We start from the raw sequence: 25,358 nt of genomic DNA on the forward strand, positions 1-25,358 counted from the left end.
TTCAAATTTTGTTAAGCGCAATCCAGTCCGATTTGGGTAATGACTGAGCTTAGGGATTTGCAAAGAAATAATATCCCCTCTTCATCCCCCCACCCTCCTACCCTTGTACCCTCCTACCCCCTACCCAATTGGGATTTTATTTATACGCTGTTCCCTTAGTATGACTCTCCAGATTTTTGGTTGGCTAGCAGCTGATAGGCCATCTCAAAGTCCTCCGGCGTAATCCGAATGGTGCTGGGTTCGGTCTGACCTTGCGCACGATAGCGACGGATGGATTGCAGAGCTGCTTGGTTACTAAGCAGAGCTAAATCGGCCCCATTCCAGCCTTCGGTTTGCACCGCAAGATTGACTAAATCGACAGCTTCCAAGGGGCGATCGGCGTTGTGAACCTGGAGAATGGCCAAGCGACTCGTTTGATCTGGCAAATCGACCTTAATTTGCAGATCCAATCGTCCGGCTCGAAGTAAAGCCGCATCCAAGGCATCGGGACGATTGGTTGCGCCGATGAGTAGCACCGTTCCCGCATCTTGCAAGCCATCTAGCTCTGTCAATAATTGCCCCACAACTCGATCGCTGACGCCGGAATCGCCGTTAAATTTCCCACGGGCTGGAGCCAGAGTGTCAATTTCATCAATAAAGACTACGCAGGGTGCGGCTTGCCGTGCTTTTGTAAATAAATCGCGCACTTCCTGCTCGGCAGCGCCCACCCAACGGCTGAGCAATTCAGGGCCATTGACCGCAATAAAATTCGCCCGCGCTTGGGAGGCAACGGCTTTGGCTAGCAAAGTTTTACCTGTGCCCGGTGGCCCCCACAGTAGCAGCCCGCGTGGAGCCTTGGCCCCCGTTTGTTGATACAGGTCTGGATAGAGCAGAGCGCCTTCCACCGATTCCTGGAGGGTTTTCTTGATTTCCTCAAGTCCCCCGATTTGCTCCCAGGTAACGTTGGGTGCTTCCACCTCCACCGATCGCAGTACCGAGGGCTTAATCTCTTTCAACGCTTGCAGAAAATCCGTCTGCTCTAGGGTTAATACATCCGGTACAGCAGATTGCAAAGACGGCATTTGGCGACGCAGGGCCAGGTAGGCGGCTTTTTGGCAGACGGCCTTTAAATCAGCTCCCACCATGCCGACGCAGAGATCGGAGATCGCGTCTAAATCCACCGATTCCGCTAAGGGCATCGATCGGGTTTGAATGGCCAAAATTTCCAGCCTGCCTGCCCGATCGGGGACTCGGTACTGAATTTCTCGATCGAAGCGACCGGGACGCCGCAGGGCCGGATCGAGATGATCGGGACGATTGGTTGCGGCGAGGACAATGACCCCCGTGGTTGTGGCAAACCCATCCATCAGGGTCAGCAACTGCGCCACCACCCGCTTTTCCACTTCGCCTTCCACTTTGTTGCGATCGGGGGCGAGGCTGTCAATTTCATCAATAAACACAATGCAGGGCGCTGCTTTGGCCGCTTTTTCAAAGACCGTGCGCAGGCGCGTTTCCGCCTCGCCGTAGAATTTGCCCATTACCTCCGGCCCTGCGATCGCAATGTAATTGACCCCCAATGCCTCCGCCAGCAAACGAGCGGTCAGGGTTTTACCCGTCCCCGGTGGCCCCACTAGCAAAACTCCCTTGGGCGGCTCTAGACCCATTTTGGCAAGCAATTCTGGCCGTTTCAGGGGTAATTCCACCAATTCCCGCAGTTCCCGCAGGGTTTCACCCAGTCCTCCCACATCCTGGAGTGAGGGGGCGGGTTGGGAGGAACTCTCAGCAGGGCGATCGGCAGACGGGGCAGCGGGATTGCTTGGCGGCGGCGTGATGATCACCACTTCTGGATCGGAACTTGGAGTCGGTGCGTCAGTTTGCAAGCGGCTGACACCAATCCCTGCATTGGATGCAGTGCGGCGGGGAATACTGCTGAGACGGCGGGAGGAAATTTGCATATCGGTTTTAATTTCGCCGCTGTCGATTTTGTCTTCGAGTGCCTTTGCCAGTTCTAGCAATTGCTCAAAGCCCTTAAATAAATCGCTCATGCCGATCCCCCGACCCTGCTAGTAGGACTGTTGATTAGAACATTCGGTTCTAGGGTGCCCAGTTCGATTGCGGCAATCGATCGTATGACGCAAGAGTTACCCGATCGAAAAATACCAACAGTCCTACATCACATGATTCTACTCAAGGGTTTGGTGAGGCGAGGATTTTGCCTCATTAGCCAAGGCGCTGTTTGCGAGATTGTTCGTCGTTGCAGTGATAGGCTTCTTGGCGATCCAATACTTACTCATAAAGTGGACTTGTTCAGTAATGTCTACAAATCCGGCATTGCTTAAGCGATCGCTGAGATCATCCTGAATATAGTTCCGGTAGAACGGCTCATGGAAATTCTCTGCGAAATTCTCCATTACAGGAACTAATTCTGGAGAATCACTCATTTGAATGGAATCGCAAATGATAAAATGTCCACCGGGTTTAACTACTCGGAAACATTGTTCAATTACTTTCTGGCGCACTGGTGCAGGCAATTCATGGAAAAGAAATACACAGGTAACGGCATGGAAGTAATTCTCCACGTAGGGCAATTCTTCCGCATTTCCTTGCATTAGTTGCGGCAGTTCCCCTGGCAATTCTGACAGCAATTGGTTGGCCTTGCGAAGATAGGCCGGAGACAGATCGGTGCCGTGGAGGGAAGCCTGGGGTAGCATCCCCCGGATCATACGCAATGTCCGTCCTGTGCCACAGGCCACATCAAGGATATTGACTGCCTTGGGTGCAACTTCGCTGAAAGATTGCAAACTTCTGCGTAACGGTGCAAGAATCCGGCGACGCATGGCATCGGCAGAACCGTTAAACAGGAGTTCGACTTGTAGATCGTAAACATTGGCGGAAAAATCGCTGAAATAACCATCGGTTTGATGATGGAAATTGCGTACGTAGTACTGGGGATAACCGCTGGTATCAACGCTGGGTGAAAAGTCTTGAAACTGCTGTTGGTTGGCGCGATTCCAAATTTGTACCGAATCTAGACACACTATCGGGTAGAAACGCAAAAAATCACCCCAGGGATGATCGAACAGGAGCTCCTTGGGATAAATGCCCTGCTCCGCATCCTGCCAGTCGATCGCCTGCAATTGGTCAACCCGTTGCTTGATCTTGGCAAATAACGCCGGGCTGAGGGGTTTGGCGGCGGAGTCCCGACGGGGGGCAATGATTCCCATCGGCGCGATCGCGCTTAAAACTCGAGAACTGAGCGTTTTGTGGGTTAGTCCAAACACGCTTTTCGTCTGTTGCAGTGCTTGGTAAGCCAGTTTGGTTAGGGGATCAGACAGGGTTGAAGGGTCGGACATGGTTCACTAGCGCGATAGATCGCAATCAACTGTTACCTAGCGTAACGGATCTTTATAATCTATTGCAAAGGGTAGGGGGATTAAGTGCTGAAAATGTTTCCAGGTGCTAACTTTAGCCTCTCATTTAAGTGCTATTGATGCTCATAAATTTCGTAGGCTTCCACAATCCGTTGAACTAGGGGATGGCGAATCACATCGGCTTTAGAGAAATAGCAAAATTCGATGCCTTCCACCGATCGCAGAATTTTCTCCGCAATTTGCAGCCCCGATGCCTGATTCGGCGGGAGGTCGGTTTGAGTTAAATCCCCCGTAACTACCATCTTGGACTTGAAGCCTAAACGGGTCAATAGCATTTTCATTTGCGCAGGGGTTGTATTTTGCGCCTCATCCACAATCACAAAGGCATTGCTCAATGTGCGGCCCCGCATGTAAGCGATCGGCGCAATTTCGATCACCTGCCGTTCCATCAAGTTCGTAATTTTCTCAGGATCGACAAATTCGTAGAGCGCATCGTAGAGGGGACGCAGATAGGGATTGACCTTTTGCTGCAAGTCTCCGGGCAGGAAGCCCAACTTCTCTCCTGCCTCCACCGCAGGTCGCGTCAAAATCAACCGTTCATACTCATTATTCAGCAATGCCTGGATTGCCAAAACCGCCGCTAGATAGGTCTTTCCGGTACCTGCTGGCCCAATGCCAAAGGTCAAACTGTGCTTGCGCACCGCTTCCACATATTGGCGTTGCTTAAAGGTTTTGGCCCGAATCACATCTCCCCGGCGATTGCGGGCTAACCCGTCGGCTTGGATCGCTTGAAAGGTTTCTTCTTGGTGGGTATCCAGAGCATGGATGGCCGTTTTAATATCCACTTCCGAAATCGGTTGTCCTGTCTTCCAGCCGAATTCCAATGCGCTCAAAATTTTCTGAACCCGTGTAATTTGACTGGCCGTCCCAGAAATCATGACTTCCTGACCTCGTAGAACCAGGCTTGCACCCGTCTGCCGTCCAATCAGTTTGAGATTACTCTCTTGATCACCCGCCAGGGCGATCGCACTTTCGATACTGGGCAAAGGAAAAGTCAAGATTTCGGGCATAGGATCAGGGATTGATATGGTGGGAGTAGAGAACGGTGGGAGTGAAGAATGGTGGGGCAACGTTTCTGTGAGCAACGTTTCTGTGAACGCAGCTTGACCCTAGGGCGTAATCAAGCCTGTAGGTTTTAAGAAAAGGATCAAGTAAAAAACACCCGAAGTTGAATCTTCTGGGTGTCTTTTCATCTTATGCAATTTCAATCCAAGCTGGAGTTGGTAAATCACAAAGCACGCTAGAGATGACTCTAGGGACGATGCTTACGGGAGGCTTCCAACTTGCGCTTGCGACGGAGGCTAGGCTTCTCGTAGCGCTCACGGCGCTTAACCTCAGACAAAATGCCAGCTCGTTGAATTTTTTTCTTAAAGCGGCGCAGAGCAGATTCGATGGACTCGTTTTCACCTAAACGAATTTCAGCCATACTGTTTCACCTCCTTAAAGTCTTTCAAAGAAAAACCATGACTAGCTAAGCAAAACGGTTTCAGACCAATTAAAAATTCAAAATGAAAAATTGAAACTTGATCACTTTACGAGCGCATCTGTTGCAATTTTTAACATTAAGATGGAACTGAAATTTGTTTGTCAACCTAACTGACCCGCATCTCAAGGCCGGTCAGTATCATGACTTGTCCCGGTAAGGCTTTGAAGAACGTCGTTGAGGCATCGATCGCTCATTTTCCTGAGGCTGTCCGCCATAGACTTCAAACCGAATCGTTTGGTTCGCGGCTTGGGCAATGCCGTCCAATACCTTTCGAATGGCTTGCACATTGCGCCCCCCTCGACCAAATGCCCGCCCCCGATCGTCTTCATGGAAGGCAACTCGAATCCACACCCTGGCCTTGGCCGCAGACACCTCACAGTCAACCCGAAGTAAATCAGGATGATCCAAAAACGGTCTCAACAGAAACCGAGTGAGTTCTGCATAATCCGGCGTAAGGGATGGGGGTTGAGGAAGCGTAGCAGCCTGTGCCATCAAGATAATCCGGTGACTAGGTAATTCGGTGACAGCGATGGGGTTACTTACTCAAAAGATTCGCTTTAGTCAGGATGCTCCGCACGGTATCCGTGGGTTGTACCCCTTTCTTCAACCAATCGGCAATGGCTTCTTCATTTAGCCGGGTTTCGTTGGCACGGGGATCATGGAAACCCACTTCAGCAATGGGGCGGCCATCCCGTCGGGAGGTGCTGGGGGCAACAACGATACGATAGCTAGCCCCACGCTTCTTACCAAAGCGCTTTAATCGCAGTTTGAGCATGTCTAGAAAAGTTGACTCCTGTGATGGTTCATCGAAAAACAAGCAATCAGCGAAGAATCGAGCAAACCCAATCGATCGCCGGATTCAACATCAACAGCTCGTAGGGAATAGCTCATCGCCAGTCTATGATTCTAGACCATTCCCGAACATTCGTCACGGGGGGAAAGCAGTTCCGATCGGGGCGGGAGGATGAAAGCCCCTAGACAAAGGGATGTTGAATCAAGACCATCGGCTGCTTGCAGAGCTGTTATGGGGTTGTCAGCGTCACAAACGGTGCTGACGGGACAAATTACAACGTCCCAAAGCCTTTTTTCTTCTTGTCCTTTTTGGACTTCTTGGGTTGCTGGTAGCCGCCCTGGTAACCTCGGAAACCAGGTTGGGGCCGATAGGGATTCCCCGTGGGCATTCCCCCCGTCATCCCTGGCATCCCCATACCGGGAAATCCGCCCATCCCAGGCCGGCCCATTTGTTGCATCAAGGCCCGCATTTTCTGGAAGTTAGTCACCAGTTCTGAAACATCTTTTTCCGTATGGCCGGAGCCCTTGGCAATGCGTTTGCGGCGGCTGGGGTTGTTGGCAAGGAGATCGGGATCGCGCCGTTCCGCTAAGGTCATGGAGCCGATCATGGCTTCGGCCTTCTTCAGTTGCTGTTCGCCCTGGCGCAGTTGGTCTTCGTTGACCATTTTGTTCAGCCCAGGGATCAGCTTCATGACGCCCCCAAGGGAACCCATGTTTTTCAACAACCGGGTTTGCTTGAGGAAGTCGCTAAAGTCGAATTTGGCTTCGAGGATTTTTTCCTGGAGTTTTTCCGCTTCGGAGAGATCAATTTCTTCCCGTGCCTTTTCCACCAGGGTCAGGACGTCACCCATACCTAGGATCCGAGATGCCATACGATCGGGGTAGAAGGGTTGGAGGGCTTCCACCTTTTCGCCGACACCAATAAATTTGATCGGTTGGCCGGAAATCCGCCGCACGGATAGGGCTGCCCCCCCGCGCGTATCCCCATCCATTTTGGTCAGGATGGCCCCGGTGACGCCGATCTGATCATGGAAGGATTTGGTCAAACTGGCGGCTTCTTGCCCCGTCATAGCATCGACCACTAGCAGCACTTCATGGGGCTGAACCGTGGCTTTAATTTGGGCCAGTTCGCCCATGAGGGTTTCATCAATCTGTAACCGGCCCGCCGTGTCAATAATCACGGTGTCAATGCCGTCGGCCTTGGCTTTTTCCACCCCTTGGCGGGCAATTTCTACAGGGTTGGCGTCCGTCCCCAGTTCAAAGACTGGCACGCTGATTTGTTTCCCCAAGGCTTTCAACTGGTCGATCGCCGCTGGTCGGTAGATATCGGTGGCGACCAGTAGGCAACTGCGATCTTCCTTGCGCAGATGCAGGGCTAACTTGGCTGTTGCGGTGGTTTTCCCCGTTCCTTGTAGTCCCGCCATGAGGACGATCGTCGGTTTGTTCTCTGCTTCGGCTAGGGGAACATTTGCTTCGCCCATGACCGCCAGCAGCTCGTTATAGACAATTTCAATAAACTGCTGGTCAGGTCGTACTCCCGTGATGACTTCTGCACCCAGGGCTTTTTCTTCCACTTCGGCGACGAAGTCTTTGATGACTTGCAGGTTGACATCCGCTTCTAGCAGTGCCCGTCGCACTTCCCGAAGCGCGTCTTTAATGTTGGACTCGGAAATTTTGTCTTGGCCTCGGAGTTTTCTCCAAGCTTCTTCCAAGCGATCGGAAAGTGCATCAAACATAATGGTGTTTTGGATCTAGGGGTGTCTTGGATCTAGGAGTGTCTTGGATCTAGGAATGGGATCTACAAATACAAATGGGAGCCTGGTGATCGCATAGTTCGGTGGGGTGCGCTGGGACCGGTGGATGGCCCGATCGTCGAGCAAACATCGCGATCGAACACCACGAACCCGGATCGCAAACCGGAATTTCCGAAGGTATAACAACCGATCGGCTAATACTCCAGGGTACACTGGGCACGAAACGTCTTTCAATGGTTCCTATGGTGCGCGAGGTCATTGCCCGAATTCAAGCCTTCAACCAGGGACGGATTCCCGAACTCGTCCAGCGCAAGTATGCCGCGATGGCAAATGATGCCTTTGCCTTTTTACGGGGGACTTGTCATCTGTTTTACGAGGATTTAGCTACCACTACGGAACTGAACCAATCTCCCACGGTTTGGATCTGCGGGGATCTGCATCTTCAGAACTTTGGTAGTTTTAAGGGCGACGATCGTCTGGTTTACTTTGACATCAATGACTTTGATGAGGCCCTCCTGGCACCCTGTACCTGGGATTTGATTCGCTTTCTCACGAGTATTCGTGTGGGGAGTCATCTTTTAGGGCTTGATGAGACATGCATTGATCTCCTATGTCAGGAATTTCTCACAGCCTATACTGCTGCAATTGCCGGAGGGAAAGCCCGTACAATCCACCGTGAAACTGCAACGGGATTAGTGGATGACCTATTACAAAGCTTGAGAAAACGTAAGCGGGCCGATTTTCTCAAGGATCGCATCCAAAAAGGCAAAACCCTGCGGCTCATCCCTGACAAAGTAACGCCAGCTTCCCCTGAAAACTACGATCGGATCCGAGCTTTGCTTCACGCTTGGGCGGTCACCCAACCAAATCCAGAATTTTTTGACGTGCTGGATGTGGCCCATCGCATTGCAGGTAATGGCAGTTTAGGGGTGGAGCGGTACATCATTCTAGTGGCAGGGCAAGGCGAATCTAGCAGCCGCTATCTGTTAGATCTGAAAGCGGCAAGATCATCGAGCTTGCAACCCTATGTGACCCGTCTTCAGCCCCGCTGGGTCAACGAAGCGACCCGAATTGTTGAGATTCAAACCCGTTTTCAGGAATCTCCCCCGGCTCTGCTCACGGCTCTTCACGATGATGCACAATCCTATACCCTGCGAGAATTGCAACCGACTGCGGACAAGGTTGATCTGGCGGCCAGTCAAGGCAAATTTAAAAAATTGTCTAAGGTGACTGGGACGATGGCGGAAGTCACTGCTTGGGGTCAACTGCGCAGTGGGGGTCGCCAGGGCAGCGCGATCGCCGATGATTTGATTCAATTCGCCCAATCGGCGGCTGACTGGCAGCCCCTAGTGTTGAACTATGCTGCGCAGTACGCTAACCAAGTTGAGCAGGATTACGTAGTTTTTCGCGACGGTTATGCCTCTGGATGCTTAGCAAGATAGGCAAATCTACGGTTCTGTCCCCCTACCAGGGTTCGGACAATGGAGACAAGGTAAAGAAACTTAACATTAATTTCATCTGCCATGTCTCTTCAGATGCGCCCCCCCATGGACTCTTCTCCCGTCATCCATTCCAGTCAACCGAAGTGCTACCTGCTCCATAATCGTCAGCAATATCGCAATTGCTACATTACGCTGGCTGATGAAGTGAAACCGATCGCCGCGATCGAGTACCAGGATGCTTACTTTAGCTTCTTTAAAACCGTTGCCGATCGTTCACGGGCCGATCAATTAGCGGCAAAACTCCTGAACAAGGGAAATTCGTTGGTGATGGTAGAAATTCCCCGTGGGGTGTCACTGTGGATCTACGAGCCAGATGCCCAACCTGTGTTGCGGAATCCCAAGCAGGGCTCCCATCGCGTTTCTTCTGCCCCCATCCCCGTCCTAGGTGCCAATGGTAACTACCAGCCCTGTCAAATCCAAGTACCGGACTTGGATAAACCTTTAACAGGAATGGTCTACGACAATCAGTACTACAGCCTTTTGCGGATGGTACGAGATATGGCCCAAGCGCAATCCTTGGCTCAACGGCTGGTTACACGAGGCAACCAAGCCCTAATTACTGAAAGTTCCTATGGCTATTCCGTTTGGGTCTGGGAACCGGATGCTATGGAGATCGATTAGGCTCAACGATCGATTAGGCTCCGTCCCGATGCCCCTTCCTCTTGCCTAGGGCCAAGATATCCCAAGCAAAAAGCTGGATCCAAAACAGATCCAGCTTTTTTGTGGAATTTTTAGGCGATCGCCCCGCAGGGCTTGGCCATTGGATTCTCTTTACCTAGACATTCTTTTCAGCTAAGGAACGCGCCATATGCTCAAACGGCTCGTCAACAATGCTGGCAGGGCTAATCCCAGCCGCAGCAACTTGTTCCCGCACAATGTCTTTCATAATTTGGATGCCGCGCACCGTAGGGCCGACGGGCACATCTAGGGAATTGTAGGTTTCCCGCAGCCCTTCTAGAACCCGTTCATCGAGGACATCGCTATCTCCTGCTACCAGGGCATAGCTGGCATAGCGCAGATAATAGTCCATATCCCGCAGACAAGCCGCATAGCGACGGGTGGTGTAGGCATTTCCGCTGGGGCGAATCAGTTCAGGCACTTCTTCAAATAGTTGAGACGCCGCCTGCTTGACGATCGCCGATGGATTGGAGTTGATGACGGCAGCAGCCTGAACCCGTGCCATACCCGTATCGAAATAAGCCTTGAGGCTGTCGATCGCGGTTCGATCGAAATATCGCCCTGTAACATCGTAGTTTCTAATCAGGCTTGTTACTGCGTCCCGCATGAAACTCTTCTCCCGAATGATCCCGAATACAGATTTATCGATTGCAACCTTTCGTTAAGGTGGTTGACGACCTCCAGCCCAACCCACAGCAAGAAGATGAGCTACTAAATAATCAGCAAGCAATTTAAGAATCAGCAAGCAATTAAGCGTCAGTTTACCACGCGAGGTTGGAGGTAAGGGGAGCCCCCTCCTAATACTGTTTACTAAACGTTACGATCGTCACTTTTCTCTCCTGTAGACCTTAAGGAGAAGGGCAAGTAGCAGGAGTTAGAAGGATTAACGACTCTTCCGACAATTTGTTAAGTCAAGTTAACTTGTTAAGTCAAGTGAACAGCAAAGCAATGGCTTTTCCAGAAACTCTGTGATGAACGTGGTCAGGACAGCAAAATTTGTCAAGCTTCATTCGTCAAACTTTACTCAACCATTCCCGAAGAGGCTGGGCTCTGGGACAAGTCTGTGGGCCAGCCGCAGAACGCGAAGACAGTAGAGGTGCACTCGCTAGGCTCAGTAACGGCGGCAGGCGGATAAGAAGGTGCTATATTCGCCCCACTAATCCCAAAGCAGGTCTTAAATTTGACTAGAATCTCACGTTTTGTATAGATCGCTACAAAATACAAGAAGTCAAGTCCATAGGATGATGCAGGTGATTAAAAGCGTCTATCTTCAGGAAGAGCCTCAACTGCAAATTTTTCTTCCTTTAGAGATTCAGGTTGCAGTAGTTTTAAAGGTAAGGGTTCGCAAAGTTCCTTGGGAGCCTGGGATTTAAACTTCGCAAGGTTTTAGTCACTGTGTCCGACTGGGGCAATCAATTCTACCCAAGTTCCCCAAGCATAGTTATTCACTCGCTGCGATCGTGGAAAGGGTGATAGCTAGCTGGGCCGAATTTGCCTGTGCGTTCCAGAGGTCGATGCATTTCGAGAACGCACATCGATCGCTAAATTGAGCAAGATACGAACGATTTCAAGGAGTATTTCATGGCCACCCCGCAGGAGATCCTGGCGCAACTGGGCGAAGGGAAAATCGAATTAGTCGATCTGAAATTTATCGACACCCCAGGGATTTGGCAGCACCTTACCCTGCACTACGACCAAATTGATGAGAGCAGCTTTACCCTGGGTGTGCCCTTCGATGGTTCTAGTATCCGGGGTTGGAAGTCCATCAACGAATCTGACATGATGATGGTGCCCGATCCCAGCACTGCCTGGGTCGATCCATTTATGGAAGTTCCCACCCTCAGCCTGATCTGCTCGATTAAAGAGCCCCGGACAGGTCAAGCCTATAGCCGTGACCCCCGATCGATCGCGCAAAAGGCTGTAGATTACGTGCAAGCAGCTGGTTTCGGCGATACGATTTTCTTCGGGCCAGAAGCTGAGTTCTTCATCTTTGATGATGTCCGTTACGACCAGAACCAGCACGAAGGTTACTATCACGTCGATAGTTCTGAAGGGATTTGGAACTCTGGCCGTCAGGAACCCGGCGGTAACTTGGCTTACAAGCCTCGGAACAAAGAGGGCTACTTCCCCGTTGCGCCCACCGACACCTCTCAAGACATGCGGTCTGAGATGCTGTTGCTGATGAAGAAACTGGGTGTACCAATCGAAAAACACCACCACGAAGTAGCAACGGGTGGCCAGTGCGAATTGGGCTTCCGGTTCGGTACTCTGATCGAGGCGGCTGACTGGTTGATGACCTACAAGTATGTCATCAAGAACGTGGCTCGCAAGTATGGCAAAACCGTGACCTTCATGCCCAAGCCGGTCTTTGGCGACAACGGTTCCGGGATGCACTGCCACCAGTCCATCTGGAAAGACGGCCAAAACACCTTTGCGGGTGACCAGTATGCAGGGCTGAGCCAAAACGCGCTGTGGTACATCGGTGGGATCCTGAAGCATGCGCCTTCCTTGCTGGCCTTCACCAACCCCACGACCAACTCCTACAAGCGCTTGGTGCCTGGGTTTGAAGCTCCGGTGAACCTGGCTTATTCCCAAGGGAACCGTTCCGCTTCCGTGCGGATTCCGCTCTCGGGTGACAATCCGAAGGCGAAGCGCTTGGAATTCCGTTGCCCCGATGCAACCTCTAACCCCTACCTGGCGTTTGCTGCCATGGTTTGCGCAGGCATTGATGGGATCAAGAACCAAATCGATCCGGGCGAGCCGTTGGATGTGGACATCTACGAATTGTCTCCGGAAGAACTGGCGAAGGTTCCTTCTACCCCTGGTTCCTTGGCGGAAGCGCTGAAGAATCTGGAAACCGACCACGAGTACCTGACGGCTGGTGGCGTGTTTACGGAAGACTTCATTCAATCCTGGATCAGCTATAAGCTCGATCGGGAAGTGATTCCGGTTCAAATCCGGCCTCACCCCTACGAGTTCATGCTCTACTATGATTGCTAATCAGTGATTGCTAATCAGTAGATTGCAATTTAACGATCGCGGTTATTCAGCGATCGGTATTGATTAATGAAGCAAGGGCAGGTGGGTCTAGGATCTACCTGCCCTTGTTGCATAGATATTTGCGCGATTTGTTATGGGTTGTTAGGGTAAAGCGCGTTGTCTTAGACCAGAAGTGCTACGCTGGATAAGCCGTTTTTTCCGCCGTTGTCCTGTGGTGTCTCCTTTCGCCGCTGAGCGTTTATTGTTTACGCCTGCCACTTCCAATGCTGATGCTGTTCCGTTAATTTTTGCGTTTCCCAATGAATACACGATTGGGATTACGAGCTTGGGCTACCAGGTGGTATGGGCGACGCTGGCGGCGCGATCGGACTTAGCGGTGAGTCGGCTATTTACTGATATCCATGAAACGCTCCCCACCCAGCCGGAGATTTTGGGATTTTCGGTGTCCTGGGAATTGGACTATGTCAATATTCTGGCCATGCTGGAGCAGTTGGATATTCCCATTTGGAGCCGCGATCGCAACGATGATCATCCGATCGTTTTTGGGGGTGGCCCGGTTCTGACGGCCAATCCGGAACCCTTTGCGGACTTTTTTGATGTCGTGTTGCTGGGCGATGGTGAGATTCTGTTGGATGCGTTTATTAACGCTTACCAGGAAGTGCGCCATGCCGATCGATCTACGCAATTGAAGCATTTAGCGCAGGTACCGGGGATTTATGTGCCGAGTTTGTACGAAGTGACCTACGACGGTGCGGGTGGTGCAGTTTTAGGGATTGAACCGATCGAGGCGATCGTGCCAGCGCAGGTGCAAAAGCAGACCTATCGGGGCAATACGTTATCGGTATCCAGTGTTGTGACGGAAAAGGCGGCTTGGGAAAATATTTTCATGGTGGAAGTGGTACGCAGTTGTCCAGAAATGTGCCGCTTCTGCCTTGCCAGTTATCTGACGCTTCCATTTCGGCCTGCAAGTTTAGAAGAGTCCTTGATTCCAGCGATTCAAAAGGGATTGGCGGTTACGAATCGCTTAGGATTACTCGGTGCTTCGGTAACGCAACATCCAGAGTTTGATTTGCTGTTGGATTATATTAATCAATCCCAGTACGACGATGTTCGTCTTAGTATTGCTTCGGTTAGAACCAATACGGTTACTGAAAAGTTAGCAGAAACGCTAGTTAAGCATGATACCCGATCGATTACGATCGCGGTGGAAAGTGGGAGCGATCGTATTCGTAATGTGGTGAATAAGAAGCTGACGAATGACGAAATCATCAATGCTGGGATCAATGCAAAAGCGGGCGGATTGAGCAACATTAAGCTCTATGGAATGGTGGGAATTCCCAGTGAAGAGTTGGAAGATGTGGAACAAACGGTGGCCATGCTGAAGGCGTTGAAAAAAGCGGCACCGGGATTGCGGTTAACCTGGGGCTGTAGCACGTTTGTTCCCAAGGCGCATACGCCGTTTCAGTGGTACGGGGTGAATAAGCAGGCGGAAAAGCGTTTACAGTTTTTGCAGAAGCAATTGCGACCCCAGGGCATTGAGTTTCGGCCTGAGAGTTTCAATTGGTCAGTGATTCAAACGTTGTTGTCCCGAGGCGATCGACGGTTGTCGCAGCTATTGGCGCTGGTGCGGCACTATGGGGATACGTTAGGCAGTTATCGGCGGGCCTTTAAGGAGTTAAAAGGGCAATTACCGGATTTAGATTTTTATGTTTATGACCATTGGCCGATCGATCGGGTGTTGCCTTGGAGCCATTTGCAGGGGCCATTACCGATCGGGACGTTGCAGAAGCATTTAGAAATGGCGCGATCGTATTTTTAAGACCCATCCCCCAAAATCAGGTTTTTCGCAATTCCCCAAAAACCGGGTTTTTCTAAAAAACCCGGTTTTTAGATCGGACTTACTCCGCAACGCGATCGCGCTCCATCATGCTGACGTACTGCCAATCTGAACCGGGCACAGGCATGGGTGGACTCCAGCGCACTCTGTCGGAGAATCGCAAAACATGCAGTTGGTTAATTGCTGCTTGTACTTCTTTGCGAGTGCCGAATAAATAAAATCGAAACGGTTTATATTCCGGATCGCTAACACGATCGGAATCACCAAAACCAATAAACATGGGATTTCTCCTACTGGTAGAGATGGGAAGAAACCCCAAAAACTAAGGCCACCCTTTTGCATAGGACAAGTAGGGTGGCCCGATCGAATGTTAAAATCCGTCACAGACCGCCTCGCTGGTCACCTCAGCTTGGGGGTTTAGCTGCCCATGGTTGTTGGTAGCAACCATGGGTAGCGCCTTAATTTTTGGGAACTGAGCTGATGCAACGGGGAATTTAAAGGTGTTGGCATGCAGCTATGAAAAACCAGCCTAGGGGGAAATCCGATCGCTGTCAATCCGTATTTCAAAAAATTATCGATGTATTATTGAGCACCCGCAAACGCATAGGTCATGTTCGTGACTTTGGTGCGATCGGTTTTTGATGATTCAGCGATCTGTCAGAATTCAGCAGGGCGCAAAGGGCTTTTTGTAAATTTGCTAGACTGGCAGGTAATACCCAATCAATTTGTGATTGCACCCCATCACGATCCCCCTACATCTCCTTATCTCCTTCGGAGCGGCTACGCCAAGAAAAAGGGGGACTTTGAGAGCATTTGGCTAAATTCCCCCCTTTTTAAGGGGGGTTAGGGGGGATCGGATCTGTAGCAGTGACAAATTAATTTGGTACAACTGCTTGATAGCCCAATTTTTGTCGCCCAATTCTGGACTGTTGCCCTATGGTTTTCGATCCGCTGACGAAGGCTCTAGATTTGCTGATGGGTAGCCAACTGGTCAAGGATAAGTTGCAACGCAACGAGCATGTTATCCGGTTCCTGAAGCAGCTTGGGCTTTCCCCTGAGCAGCCTCCGGCGGATTTTGAAGGGGTGTATGCCTACGCGCTGGTGGAATATGGGGTAGGCAAACCGAAGCCCTGTTTAGAGATTTTTCGGCAGTCGGAAATTCGCAAAATTTTTAGAACTGCCTTTGGCGATAATAATGCACGACGTTGGTTAAGGTCGGGGGAACAGTTTTTAGACCAAAGTGAGATCGGTCAAGCTGTGCGATCGATCGGCTTAGATCCAAAGCGGGAATTGGCAGCGTTTGCCGCTTGTTTCATTACCGTCACCAAGCAAACGCGCAATCCCAGCGAAGTTTTGCTGTCCCATCAAGTCAGTTCCGTCCAACAGCAAATTCAACAGGTGATCGAACGGCTCGATCGCTTGCCCAGTCTGGAAGGCATCCGCACGGAACTCGCCAGTCTTGCGGGCTCGGAGGCGGGTTTACTGCCTGCATCATTACCCCAAGCCCAGTCCTGTCGGGCCTTTGCCTTGGGTCAGCAGATGCGGGGCTGGTTTGAAACATTGGGCTATCGGTTTGAGTCCTATGAGGTGTGGGAAACGAACTATTTTGAATGGATTATTAATATTCCAGTGCGACGGGGACGCTACGATCGGGTGCTGGTGCGGGGGGTGGATGGAGAAGTGGGCATTCGGGATGTGCGATCGTTGGCGGCAGTGGCAGCGCAGCAGAAAACCGATGAGGGCTGGATTGTTACGGCGCGGCGGATTTCCCAGGCGGCACGCAATGAGCTAGAACAATTGGAAAACCAGCCGGATTGTGCGCCATTGGCGGCTTTTACGTTGGATGAATTGCTCGATCAGGATGCGGATTTTAGTGGTTATTTAGATTGGTTGGCGGCGGAGATTGAGCAACGGGGCATTGAGGCGCGGTATGTGCCCTTGGCCTGTACGAAGGAAGAGGTTGATCCCATCACCCACCAACGGCTCGGTATCAGTCGCTATGGTGCAGCGGAGGGTTGGACGGAGGGCTATCTCGATCGTTGGTTGGATGATCCGGCCAAGGAACATTTGTCGATTTTGGGTGAGTTTGGTACGGGCAAAACCTGGCTGACGTTGCATTATGCGGCGCAGGTGTTGCGGCAATATCGCGAAGCCCAAGCCAAGGGCATGGCACGGCCTCGGCTCCCGATCGTGGTGCCGTTGCGGGATTATGCCAAGGCGGTCAGTGTGGAGTCGTTGTTTTCGGAGTTCTTTTTCCGCAAGCATGAAATTCCGATTCCAGGGTATTCGGCGTTTGAGCAGTTGAATCGGATGGGGAAATTGCTGCTGATCTTTGATGGCTTTGATGAGATGGCAGCACGGGTCGATAAGCAGCAGATGATTAATAATTTCTGGGAACTGGCGAAGGTGGTGGTTCCCGGTGCCAAGGTGATTTTGACCTGTCGGACGGAACATTTTCCAGAGGCCAGGGAAGGCAGGGCGTTATTGAATGCGGAATTGCAAGCCTCAACGCGGGATTTAACGGGAGAGACACCGCAGTTTGAAGTACTGGAGCTAGAAAAGTTTGATGATGACCAAATCCGTCAGGTGTTGCAGTTGCAAGCTACGGAGGCAACGGTCGATCAGGTGATGGGCAATCCACAGTTATTGGATTTAGCAAGGCGTCCGGTGATGACGGAGTTAATTCTAGAAGCATTGCCGGATATTGAAGCTGGGAAGCCAGTGGATATGTCGCGGGTGTATTTGTATGCGGTGCGACGCAAGATGGAGCGGGACATCAAGGCGGAACGCACGTTTACATCAATGGCAGACAAGTTATATTTCCTCTGCGAATTGTCCTGGGAAATGTTGAGCACAGATCGAATGAGCTTGAATTACCGGGAGTTTCCCGATCGAATTCGCAAGTTGTTTGGCGCAGCAGTGCAGGAGGAGAAGGATTTAGACCATTGGCATTACGACATGATGGGTCAGACGATGCTGATTCGGAATGCTGACGGGGATTACACCCCAGCCCATCGATCGTTGTTGGAGTTTTTTGTAGCGTTTAAGTTTGCGGCAGAATTGGGAGCATTGGCACCGGATTTTCTAGAGTTATCACAGATGCGAGGGGATATCGATCAGGCATTAGAACCGCGTGAGTATACTTGGTCTGAGTATTTTGAAACACGATCCAATGTTGCACCATTAGCGGATTTTAAGACAGAGAGTTTGGAGAAGCTGCGATCGGGCTTTGGAAGAAACTTAATTAGCCGAGCTGTTAGCGAATTGATGCTGCCATTACTCGCGTCTGACGCGGAATCCTTACTCTGGAATATAATTACTGCTACAAAGCATAAGACCGAAGAGAATATCGGTTATGTTGGCGGCAATGCGATGACAGTTTTAATTCAACAGAATCCGATCGCGTTGATGTCAAAAAATCTAGCTTATACTGTTTTGCAAGGGGCGGATTTCAGCAGTGCAAATTTGCGTGATGTTGATTTAACGAATGCTGATTTGGCCAAGAGTACTTTTACACAAGCATTCGGCACAGTTTTATGCAGTGCTGTGAATCCCTCTGGCACTTTGTTTGCCACCGGAGAAACTGGTGGCCGGATTCATCTGTGGTCGGTGGATTTAAAGCAAGAAGTGATATTAAATGGACATGGTGATTGGGTTCGCTCATTAGTGTTCACCTCAGATGGATTAACCTTGATTAGTACTAGCAGTGATCAAACAATCAAAATTTGGGATATTGCCACAGCAACTTGTACGAAAACACTAACTGGTCATCATAGTCGAGTTTATGATGTGAGCTTACTATCGGATAACTGTACGTTCGCAACGGTAGGGGCGGATTGTAATGTAAAAATTTGGCATTATGACCAAGCTGATTGTCTTCATACGCTCACTGGACATACTGATATTGTATGGTCAGTCGCTTTTAGCAAAAGTGAGGAATTACTCATTACGACTAGCCGAGATTGTACTATTAAGCTCTGGGTCTGGCGTACAGGGGAATGTATTCAGACAATTAAGTTAGATTGTGATCGTGTTAATTTCGCTAATTTTATTCATGATGACAGGTCAATCATTGTTGGAGTCGATCATATAATTCAGATAATTGACTTGGAAACTCAAAAAACTATTCAAATTCTAGAAGGTCATAGTAAAAAAATCTTATGCTTCTCGCTCTCTCCTAATCAGAAAATGCTGGCTAGTAGTAGTTACGATCAAACAATTCGGATTTGGAATCTACATATGGGTAGGTGCGTCAATGTAATTGATACTCATACCAATATCATTCGATCAGTAACTTTTTATCCTAATGGAAAAGAACTTTTAAGTGGTAGTGACGATCGTAGCCTATGCCTTTGGGATATTTCCTCAGGAAGGTGTTTGAAGGCAAGATTTGGTCAAGTGAATGGAGTAAATGATATTGCACTTAGCCCAGAAGGAACGTTTTTAGTTAATACTAATGATGACGAAACTATTGGTCTATGGAATCTTGATTGTGGAGAATATCTCAAAACTTTTCAAGGTCATACTAAAAGAGTCTGGAGCGTTGCGGTTAGTTCTAATGGAAAATTTATAGCAAGTGCTAGTAGTGATCGAACTATCAAAATCTGGGATCTCGCTACAGGTGAATGCCTACGATCTCTGCACTGTCCTTCTTCAGTATTTGGTGTGGTAATCTCATCTGATGGTAAAAAGCTACTCAGCAGTGGTAGCGATCAATTAATTATTCTCTGGGATTTAGAAACGGGTCAACGTCTTCGAGAAGTACAAGACTCATCTTCAGTGTCTAATGAGTCCTCAGCGATCGCATTAAGTAATCAGTTTATTGCAGCTAGTGATAAAAATGAGATCCATCTTTGGGATTATGAAGTGATTGATCCTTTGCGAACCTTTCGAGGCCATACAGGATCAATTTGGGCGATTGTAATTTCACCCAATGAACAATGGATCGCGACAGGCTCCTTTGATACAACGATAAAACTGTGGGATATCCATTCAGGAGCGTTACGACTTACTTTGGAAGGACATTCTGATCGGATACGTGCGATAGCAGTAAATAGTGCTGGAACAATAATGGCTAGTGCAGGTGATGATACTACAATTCGACTTTGGGATATTGAAACAGGGACTTGTCAAAAAGTGTTTACTGGGCATGAGAGTCGTATTCGAGGACTAGCTTTCCATCCTAATAACCAATGGCTTGTGAGTGGTAGCTTTGATGAAACAATTCGAGTATGGAGTATTGTAACAGGGCAATGTATCAAAAAACTTGTTACAAAACTCTATGCAGGTATGAACATTACTGGAGTTAAAGGCTTAACTCCTGCCACGATCGCTTCCCTCAAGGCCCTTGGAGCAGTGGAGGACGATGAATGAAGATTCAATATGGAAAAAAGAGCGATCGCATTTACATCCTGGTACATCAGGCTTAACGAATGCCCAAAAAGGAGCGCTCAAACTCCTCAGTACGATTGCAGATGAATGATAGAAGAGAGAAAATGAACTTCGAGGAGAAAGACACGATCGATCAAAACACCTAAACAATAGGATAAAAAGATGAACGCCGAAACAACTGAACCCAAAGCAAACCTACAACTTGTTGAATCAATCATTCAATTGATTCGATCGCTCCCGATCGCAGAGCGCCAGGTACTAGAACAACGTCTTGCGAGAGAACTCACAGAATATCCGGAAGTGACAACTCAGGAAATCATGCAAATTGCCCAACAGAGTGGAGCCTTCAACTTTCTCCATGACGAACCTGACCTCTATACCCTCGAAGACGGAGAACCCGTACAATGGCCCTAGACAAAGGTGATATTATCCTAGCTCAATTCCCATTTACCGATCTCAGTCAAACTAAGCTCCGACCCGCGATCGTTCTTCATGCATCAGTAGAGAAAAATGAAATCACAGTCTGTTTTATCTCATCCCAGAAAGTCAACCAACTATCAGATAGCGAATTTGCTTTACTAGATACCGATCGAGATTTTGCACTAACCGGATTGAAAGTTTCTTCCAAAGTTCGTGTCACTCGGATTGTCACAGTGAATGCTCAACTCATCTCTCGCAAACTAGGCTATCTGGGTATAAATTACACTCAGATACTCGACCAAAAACTCAAACAAACTTTGAAAATTCCATAAGTAAAATATGAATAGTCCAAGCTCAAAGGCTTAAACCCTGCTACGTTGGTGCAGCCTCTCTTTCAGAGAATCGCTTCCCTCAAAGCCCTCGGAGCCGTGAAGGACGAAGAATAAAAATTAAACATGGAAAAAAGAGCGATCGCAAACTTATCATTCAGTTAATCAGGCATGCAACGATAATCATATTCAGTAAGAGCACTCATTTATCGGAGAATCAAAATGACCACCACGATCGACATCGGTACCCTCATCACTACAACCCCCGGACTCCACAACGGCAGCCCTCACATCATTGGCAAAGGCATAACCATTCGCCGCATCGTCACTTGGTATAAACGGGGTTTAAACGCTGAAGAAATCGCCGACCGTATTGGTACCCTCACCCTAGCTGAAATCTATGCAGCTCTCGCTTACTACCATGCTAATACAGCCGCAGTTGAAGCCGACCTCGCCTTTGAAAAAGCCGAAGCCGATCGGCTTGAAAAACGGCCAACCGGAAAGCCAATTAACTGATACTCTCAATAATCAAGATCAATCCTGAAAACATTAAATTAATAACCACTCACACCACTATGGATCTCTTACAACGCATTACCCACAACCCAGACATCTGCCACGGCAAACCCTGCATTCGTGGCCTTCGCTATCCAGTCGAAATGATTTTAGAACTCCTGAGTGCAGGCATGACCACCGAAGAAATCCTCGCCGATTACGAAGACCTCGAAGCCGAAGACATTTCTGCTGTCCTCATCTTTGCTGCTCGTCTTAGCCAAGTCAAAAGCATCCACAAGATCGCCTCATGAAATTCATTGTTGATGCCCAACTTCCTACCCGCCTGTTAGTTTTTAAACGTGGTTTGAATGATTTCAACGATCGTGTCCAGTGGTTGAGCAATATCCACCTGAAAAACCCCATCCGGCTCCTCCAGCGCTTCAAATTGACTTTTTAACAAACTTGCCGACATGAAATGCCCTTGGCGTTGACTTAAACGTTGTTGAATTAATTCAAAAGACCCTTTTAAATAAACAAATTTCACCCGATCGGAAACTTGTAGCCACTGCCGATAACTATTCTTTAGGGCAGAACAAGCCAAGACCTTTGGTGTAGGGACTTCTAACCACTGTTGAATCTCCGTTTGTAAACACTGGAGCCACGGCAATCGATCGGCATCCGTCAAAGGAATCCCCTGACTCATCTTAGCCACATTAGCCGCTGGGTGAAATCGATCGGCATCTTCAAACTGCCAGCCCAACGCCTCAGCTAACCTCTCTCCCACGGTCGTTTTACCTGAGCCAGAGACACCCATGATGATAATGACTGCGATCTCCATTGTGATTTCCTAAATGATTTCCTGCATGATTACGTTCTGATTGACATTTTGATTGACGCCGATCATTCCACAACGTCTGGTTTCGCAAAACATCGGGCCTGGTGAAACACGGCCTACAAAATACTGAAAGCGGCAGGAGACAATATCCATGGGATCAATCTCCTTACCGCCTTCAGAATCATTGCTGACAGAACTACCTAGAACCGCTTAGAACTTACCTTCTATCGCATCCATACAGCGATCGCACAGTAACGGGTGTTCCTCAGCCTCTCCTACATGGGTGGAATAGTTCCAGCAGCGATCGCACTTTTGACCCTCCGCATCCGCCACCCCTAGGGAAAGCGATTCGGAACTCAGTGCATACTTCATGCCTGCAATCCGATCGGCACTGTCCACCAATTCCACCTGCGAAGTCAGGAATAAATAGCGCAATTCATCGACCCGATTTCCGGATTGGCTCTCCGATGGATTTAACGTTTGCAAAACTGCTTTCCAAGCGTCATCCGCCACATAAATCAAGAGTTTTGCTTCCAACGATGAGCCAATCTCCTTAGCAGCCCGTGCCTGTTCCAGAACTTTATTAGCTTCCGTTCGCAATTCGCGCAACTTCACCCATTTCTCTGCCAGCGTCGGATTGCTCCAATGGTCTTCTAATTGCACCCAGCCCGATTGGAAGACGGATTTGTAGGGCGTTGCATAGGGCAAAAATTGCCAGATATCTTCCGCCAGGTGGGACAACACTGGCGCGATCGCCTTGGCTAAATTCTCCAGCGCGATCGCCAGCACCGTTTGGCAGCTCCGTCGCCGTGCTGCATTGGCAGAACTGATATAAAGCCGATCCTTGGCAATGTCCAAATAGAAATTGGACAAATCCACCACACAGAAATTCTGCACCGTTTGGAAAAAGCGCGAGAACTGGTAGGTTTCAAAGGCATCGGTTACTTCCGCAAACACTTCCGTAATGCGATGGAGCATGTAGCGATCGAGTTCCGGCAGATCTTCATAGGGAACCGCATTCTTAGCCGGATCGAAGTCATGTAAGTTCCCCAGCAGGAAGCGAGCCGTATTGCGAATTTTGCCCCGCACATCATTCAATTGCTTCAGGATATTTTTCCCGAGGGGCATGTCATTGGTGTAGTCCACGGAGGAAATCCACAGCCGCAAAATATCCGCCCCGTAGGGTGGTTCCTGCTGCTGATTTTTTCCGCCCTTAATCACCACCGCCGGATCAATCCCATTACCCAGGGATTTACTCATCTTGCGACCCTGTTCATCGATCGTAAATCCGTGGGTCAACACGGTCTTGTAAGGTGCATGGCCATTGACCGCTACACTAGTCAGCAAGCTGGATTGGAACCAACCCCGGTGTTGATCGGAACCCTCCAGGTAAATATCCACCGGATAGCGATCGCGCAATTCAGGCCGCGCCTGCACCACCGACGCCCAGGAAGACCCGGAATCAAACCAGACATCCATCGTGTCAAAGCCCTTGCGGTAGGTACGACCGTTGTTACGGTACTGTGCAGGTAGCAATTCCTCCACCGTCATTTCCCACCATGCATCGGAGCCCTTTTCAGCAATAATCCCTTGAATGTGAGAAAGGGTTTCCGCTGTGATTAACGGTTCATTGGTTTCCTCGTCATAGAACACCGGAATCGGTACCCCCCAACTGCGTTGCCGAGAAATACACCAATCCGATCGCTCCGCCACCATTGCAGTAATGCGATTTTCGCCCTGTTCTGGAATCCACTTCACTTCTTTGATGGCCTTGAGTGCCGCCTCGCGGAAGCCTTCCACCGAGGCAAACCACTGTTCCGTCGCCCGGAAAATCACGGGCTTTTTCGTCCGCCAATCGTAGGGATATTTGTGCTGGTAGGGGTCTTCTTTTAAGAGCGAACCCGCTGTTTGTAAGGCTGTCACCACCGCAGGATTCGCATCCTTCAGGACATTGAGTCCTGCAAAAGGCCCCGCTTCCTCGGTCATGTTTCCTGCATCATCCACCGGCGACAGGATCGGCAAGCCGTAGCGCTGTCCCACAAGGTAGTCTTCCTGCCCATGGCCCGGAGCCGTATGTACTAAGCCCGTCCCGGATTCTGTTGTAATGTAGTCACCCCCGATAATGATTTCACTCACGCGATCGAACAAGGGATGCTGGTACGTGCAATGCTCCAACAACTTACCCATGGTGGAAGCTTTGACCGTTAGTGTTGTGCCTAGCTTTTCCGCCAGTGTTTCTACGAGATCCTTTGCGACGATCAGGTACTTAAACCGAGTTGGATTGTTTTTCCCCACTTCTACCACGGCATAGACTAAATCCGAATTCACGGCAACAGCCAAATTTCCTGGCAAAGTCCAAGGTGTCGTCGTCCAAATGGCGACACCCAATTCTCCCAAAAAGGGATCAAACGGGGTCTGCAAAGCAGGGGCAAGGTTCAGGACTTCAAAGGCTGCGTACAAGCTGTTGGAGGTGTGGCCCTCGGGATATTCCAGTTCCGCTTCTGCCAGGGCCGTGCGGGAACTCGGACTCCAATACACGGGCTTCAAGCCTCGGTAAATATAGCCCTTGAGAAACATTTCTCCAAAGACGCCGATCTGGGCTGCTTCGTATTGCGGATTCAGGGTGATGTAGGGATGATCCCAATCGGCCCAAACGCCGTAGCGCTTAAAGCCTTCCCGCTGGTTGTTCACGGTTTCTAGGGCAAATTCCGCTGCTTTCTTGCGCAGGGCGATCGGGGTTAAGCCTTGGCGTTCTTCCGACTTCAGTGTTTGCAACACTTTCAGCTCGATCGGTAGTCCGTGGCAATCCCACCCAGGGACAAAGCGCACTTTACGGCCATTCAAAAGCTGATACTTGTTGATGATGTCCTTGAGAATCTTATTCAGCGCATGGCCAAGGTGTAAGTCTCCATTGGCGTAGGGCGGCCCATCATGCAGCACAAAGAGCTCACCGGGATTTTCCTGGGCTAGGGTTTCGTAAATCCTCTCATCGTTCCAAAGTTTTTGAATCTCTGGCTCCCGTTTGACAGCATTCGCTCGCATGTCAAACTTTGTTTGAGGCAGATTAACGGTCTCTTTGTAGCTTCCAGGTTCGGTTAGAGCCATGATTCCAAGAAATGTAAGAGTGGCGTGAGCGGGGTGTATGGGTACCGGAGGGGCAGATAGGGGGCAGAGATGCCGAATCCCCTCCCAAACTCCAGCGATCGCAGATACAAAAGTCTTGATACTCCCACAGTTTAGACATTATTGACAACTGGGGGGGGTCGCCGCAAGGGATTGAGAGACTTGGGCTGGAAGCTATATCTGGGAGGCCAAGGTTTCTCTGTGGCATTGTCTCGGTGAGACTAGTGCTTCTCAAGTCCTTCTCAGTACCGTTACCACTGGAATCCATCGGAAATAAAGTTAGAACTTGGATCCTGGGTCAGATGT

Annotated in this window: 21 protein-coding genes; 9 read left to right on the forward strand and 12 right to left on the reverse strand. The window is 49.8% G+C overall.

The window, feature by feature from the left end; translation table 11 throughout:
• Window positions 1–155 precede the first annotated feature (155 nt).
• From ACN4EG_RS02720 to ffh, 7 genes are all read right to left on the reverse strand, one after another.
• Window positions 156–2,024: an AAA family ATPase gene (locus ACN4EG_RS02720; protein ID WP_431627626.1), complete on the reverse strand. Its 1,869-nt coding sequence runs from the start codon at window positions 2,022–2,024 to the stop codon at window positions 156–158.
• A gap of 138 nt (window positions 2,025–2,162) precedes the next feature.
• On the reverse strand, window positions 2,163–3,332 hold the full coding sequence (locus tag ACN4EG_RS02725; RefSeq protein WP_431627627.1) for a class I SAM-dependent methyltransferase: 1,170 nt from the start codon (window positions 3,330–3,332) through the stop codon (window positions 2,163–2,165).
• Window positions 3,333–3,463: 131 nt separating this feature from the next.
• Complete coding sequence (locus tag ACN4EG_RS02730; protein WP_431627628.1) at window positions 3,464–4,420, reverse strand: PhoH family protein; 957 nt, start codon at window positions 4,418–4,420, stop codon at window positions 3,464–3,466.
• A 242-nt stretch (window positions 4,421–4,662) separates the two neighbouring features.
• Window positions 4,663–4,836 (reverse strand): 30S ribosomal protein S21, encoded by a 174-nt coding sequence (gene rpsU / locus ACN4EG_RS02735; RefSeq protein WP_190574872.1) that lies wholly within the window; start codon window positions 4,834–4,836, stop codon window positions 4,663–4,665.
• Window positions 4,837–5,034: 198 nt separating this feature from the next.
• A complete protein-coding gene (locus tag ACN4EG_RS02740; RefSeq protein WP_431627629.1) occupies window positions 5,035–5,388 on the reverse strand; it encodes a KH domain-containing protein in 354 nt (117 codons plus the stop codon).
• A gap of 43 nt (window positions 5,389–5,431) precedes the next feature.
• Complete coding sequence (gene rpsP / locus ACN4EG_RS02745; protein ID WP_431627630.1) at window positions 5,432–5,671, reverse strand: 30S ribosomal protein S16; 240 nt, start codon at window positions 5,669–5,671, stop codon at window positions 5,432–5,434.
• Window positions 5,672–5,960: 289 nt separating this feature from the next.
• Window positions 5,961–7,424 (reverse strand): signal recognition particle protein, encoded by a 1,464-nt coding sequence (gene ffh, locus ACN4EG_RS02750; RefSeq protein ID WP_431627631.1) that lies wholly within the window; start codon window positions 7,422–7,424, stop codon window positions 5,961–5,963.
• Window positions 7,425–7,525: 101 nt separating this feature from the next.
• Here ffh and ACN4EG_RS02755 point away from each other — a divergent pair, with 101 nt between their 5' ends.
• Together ACN4EG_RS02755 and ACN4EG_RS02760 are read left to right on the forward strand one after the other, a co-directional pair.
• On the forward strand, window positions 7,526–8,884 hold the full coding sequence (locus ACN4EG_RS02755) for a DUF2252 domain-containing protein (RefSeq protein ID WP_431627632.1): 1,359 nt from the start codon (window positions 7,526–7,528) through the stop codon (window positions 8,882–8,884).
• Between the two features lie 81 nt (window positions 8,885–8,965).
• The gene (locus ACN4EG_RS02760; protein WP_431627633.1) at window positions 8,966–9,565 is read left to right on the forward strand and encodes a hypothetical protein; all 600 of its coding nucleotides are present in this window, start codon (window positions 8,966–8,968) and stop codon (window positions 9,563–9,565) included.
• Between the two features lie 154 nt (window positions 9,566–9,719).
• On the opposite strand, the gene apcB is transcribed toward ACN4EG_RS02760, so the two are convergent.
• Entirely contained in the window at window positions 9,720–10,229 is a 510-nt protein-coding gene (gene apcB, locus ACN4EG_RS02765) for an allophycocyanin subunit beta (RefSeq protein WP_431627634.1), read from the reverse strand.
• A 974-nt stretch (window positions 10,230–11,203) separates the two neighbouring features.
• Between apcB and glnA the strand changes: the two genes are divergently transcribed.
• Together glnA and ACN4EG_RS02775 are read left to right on the forward strand one after the other, a co-directional pair.
• Complete coding sequence (gene glnA, locus ACN4EG_RS02770; RefSeq protein ID WP_431627635.1) at window positions 11,204–12,622, forward strand: type I glutamate--ammonia ligase; 1,419 nt, start codon at window positions 11,204–11,206, stop codon at window positions 12,620–12,622.
• 211 nt (window positions 12,623–12,833) lie between these two features.
• Window positions 12,834–14,441 carry a B12-binding domain-containing radical SAM protein gene (locus ACN4EG_RS02775; RefSeq protein ID WP_431627636.1) on the forward strand — a complete coding sequence of 536 codons (1,608 nt, stop codon included), beginning with the start codon at window positions 12,834–12,836 and terminating at the stop codon, window positions 14,439–14,441.
• Window positions 14,442–14,520: 79 nt separating this feature from the next.
• Here ACN4EG_RS02775 and ACN4EG_RS02780 read toward each other — a convergent pair whose 3' ends face one another.
• Complete coding sequence (locus tag ACN4EG_RS02780; protein WP_431627637.1) at window positions 14,521–14,739, reverse strand: hypothetical protein; 219 nt, start codon at window positions 14,737–14,739, stop codon at window positions 14,521–14,523.
• A gap of 656 nt (window positions 14,740–15,395) precedes the next feature.
• Here ACN4EG_RS02780 and ACN4EG_RS02785 point away from each other — a divergent pair.
• From ACN4EG_RS02785 to ACN4EG_RS02805, 5 genes are all read left to right on the forward strand, one after another.
• The gene (locus ACN4EG_RS02785; protein ID WP_431627638.1) at window positions 15,396–19,832 is read left to right on the forward strand and encodes an NACHT domain-containing protein; all 4,437 of its coding nucleotides are present in this window, start codon (window positions 15,396–15,398) and stop codon (window positions 19,830–19,832) included.
• A gap of 180 nt (window positions 19,833–20,012) precedes the next feature.
• A complete protein-coding gene (locus ACN4EG_RS02790) occupies window positions 20,013–20,264 on the forward strand; it encodes a hypothetical protein (RefSeq protein ID WP_431627639.1) in 252 nt (83 codons plus the stop codon).
• A complete protein-coding gene (locus ACN4EG_RS02795; protein WP_431627640.1) occupies window positions 20,255–20,602 on the forward strand; it encodes a type II toxin-antitoxin system PemK/MazF family toxin in 348 nt (115 codons plus the stop codon). The genes ACN4EG_RS02790 and ACN4EG_RS02795 overlap by 10 nt, the downstream gene beginning before the upstream one ends.
• A 219-nt stretch (window positions 20,603–20,821) precedes the next feature.
• The gene (locus ACN4EG_RS02800; RefSeq protein ID WP_431627641.1) at window positions 20,822–21,115 is read left to right on the forward strand and encodes a DUF433 domain-containing protein; all 294 of its coding nucleotides are present in this window, start codon (window positions 20,822–20,824) and stop codon (window positions 21,113–21,115) included.
• Between the two features lie 59 nt (window positions 21,116–21,174).
• The gene (locus ACN4EG_RS02805) at window positions 21,175–21,405 is read left to right on the forward strand and encodes a DUF433 domain-containing protein (protein ID WP_431627642.1); all 231 of its coding nucleotides are present in this window, start codon (window positions 21,175–21,177) and stop codon (window positions 21,403–21,405) included.
• A gap of 35 nt (window positions 21,406–21,440) precedes the next feature.
• On the opposite strand, the gene ACN4EG_RS02810 is transcribed toward ACN4EG_RS02805, so the two are convergent.
• Genes ACN4EG_RS02810 through ileS form a run of 3 tightly spaced genes read right to left on the reverse strand, consistent with a single transcriptional unit; the run spans window position 21,441 to window position 25,034 of the window.
• Window positions 21,441–21,932, reverse strand: a complete 492-nt coding sequence (locus tag ACN4EG_RS02810) for a gluconokinase (RefSeq protein WP_431627643.1) — start codon at window positions 21,930–21,932, stop codon at window positions 21,441–21,443.
• 9 nt (window positions 21,933–21,941) lie between these two features.
• Entirely contained in the window at window positions 21,942–22,082 is a 141-nt protein-coding gene (locus tag ACN4EG_RS02815) for a hypothetical protein (RefSeq protein ID WP_431627644.1), read from the reverse strand.
• 57 nt (window positions 22,083–22,139) lie between these two features.
• Window positions 22,140–25,034 carry an isoleucine--tRNA ligase gene (gene ileS / locus ACN4EG_RS02820; protein WP_431627645.1) on the reverse strand — a complete coding sequence of 965 codons (2,895 nt, stop codon included), beginning with the start codon at window positions 25,032–25,034 and terminating at the stop codon, window positions 22,140–22,142.
• Window positions 25,035–25,358 lie beyond the last annotated feature (324 nt).

This window comes from Alkalinema pantanalense CENA528, from assembly GCF_050753345.1.
Lineage (GTDB): Bacteria > Cyanobacteriota > Cyanobacteriia > Leptolyngbyales > Leptolyngbyaceae > Alkalinema > Alkalinema pantanalense.

Excerpts from the sequence above, each read along its gene's own strand:
- ACN4EG_RS02720 (WP_431627626.1), bottom strand. The coding sequence starts at position 2,024 with ATGAGCGATTTATTTAAGGGCTTTGAGCAATTGCTAGAACTGGCAAAG.
- ACN4EG_RS02725 (WP_431627627.1), bottom strand. The coding sequence starts at position 3,332 with ATGTCCGACCCTTCAACCCTGTCTGATCCCCTAACCAAACTGGCTTAC.
- ACN4EG_RS02730 (WP_431627628.1), bottom strand. The coding sequence starts at position 4,420 with ATGCCCGAAATCTTGACTTTTCCTTTGCCCAGTATCGAAAGTGCGATC.
- rpsU (WP_190574872.1), bottom strand. The coding sequence starts at position 4,836 with ATGGCTGAAATTCGTTTAGGTGAAAACGAGTCCATCGAATCTGCTCTG.
- ACN4EG_RS02740 (WP_431627629.1), bottom strand. The coding sequence starts at position 5,388 with ATGGCACAGGCTGCTACGCTTCCTCAACCCCCATCCCTTACGCCGGAT.
- rpsP (WP_431627630.1), bottom strand. The coding sequence starts at position 5,671 with ATGCTCAAACTGCGATTAAAGCGCTTTGGTAAGAAGCGTGGGGCTAGC.
- ffh (WP_431627631.1), bottom strand. The coding sequence starts at position 7,424 with ATGTTTGATGCACTTTCCGATCGCTTGGAAGAAGCTTGGAGAAAACTC.
- ACN4EG_RS02760 (WP_431627633.1), top strand. The coding sequence starts at position 8,966 with ATGTCTCTTCAGATGCGCCCCCCCATGGACTCTTCTCCCGTCATCCAT.
- apcB (WP_431627634.1), bottom strand. The coding sequence starts at position 10,229 with ATGCGGGACGCAGTAACAAGCCTGATTAGAAACTACGATGTTACAGGG.
- glnA (WP_431627635.1), top strand. The coding sequence starts at position 11,204 with ATGGCCACCCCGCAGGAGATCCTGGCGCAACTGGGCGAAGGGAAAATC.
- ACN4EG_RS02780 (WP_431627637.1), bottom strand. The coding sequence starts at position 14,739 with ATGTTTATTGGTTTTGGTGATTCCGATCGTGTTAGCGATCCGGAATAT.
- ACN4EG_RS02785 (WP_431627638.1), top strand. The coding sequence starts at position 15,396 with ATGGTTTTCGATCCGCTGACGAAGGCTCTAGATTTGCTGATGGGTAGC.
- ACN4EG_RS02790 (WP_431627639.1), top strand. The coding sequence starts at position 20,013 with ATGAACGCCGAAACAACTGAACCCAAAGCAAACCTACAACTTGTTGAA.
- ACN4EG_RS02795 (WP_431627640.1), top strand. The coding sequence starts at position 20,255 with ATGGCCCTAGACAAAGGTGATATTATCCTAGCTCAATTCCCATTTACC.
- ACN4EG_RS02800 (WP_431627641.1), top strand. The coding sequence starts at position 20,822 with ATGACCACCACGATCGACATCGGTACCCTCATCACTACAACCCCCGGA.
- ACN4EG_RS02805 (WP_431627642.1), top strand. The coding sequence starts at position 21,175 with ATGGATCTCTTACAACGCATTACCCACAACCCAGACATCTGCCACGGC.
- ACN4EG_RS02810 (WP_431627643.1), bottom strand. The coding sequence starts at position 21,932 with ATGGAGATCGCAGTCATTATCATCATGGGTGTCTCTGGCTCAGGTAAA.
- ACN4EG_RS02815 (WP_431627644.1), bottom strand. The coding sequence starts at position 22,082 with ATGGATATTGTCTCCTGCCGCTTTCAGTATTTTGTAGGCCGTGTTTCA.
- ileS (WP_431627645.1), bottom strand. The coding sequence starts at position 25,034 with ATGGCTCTAACCGAACCTGGAAGCTACAAAGAGACCGTTAATCTGCCT.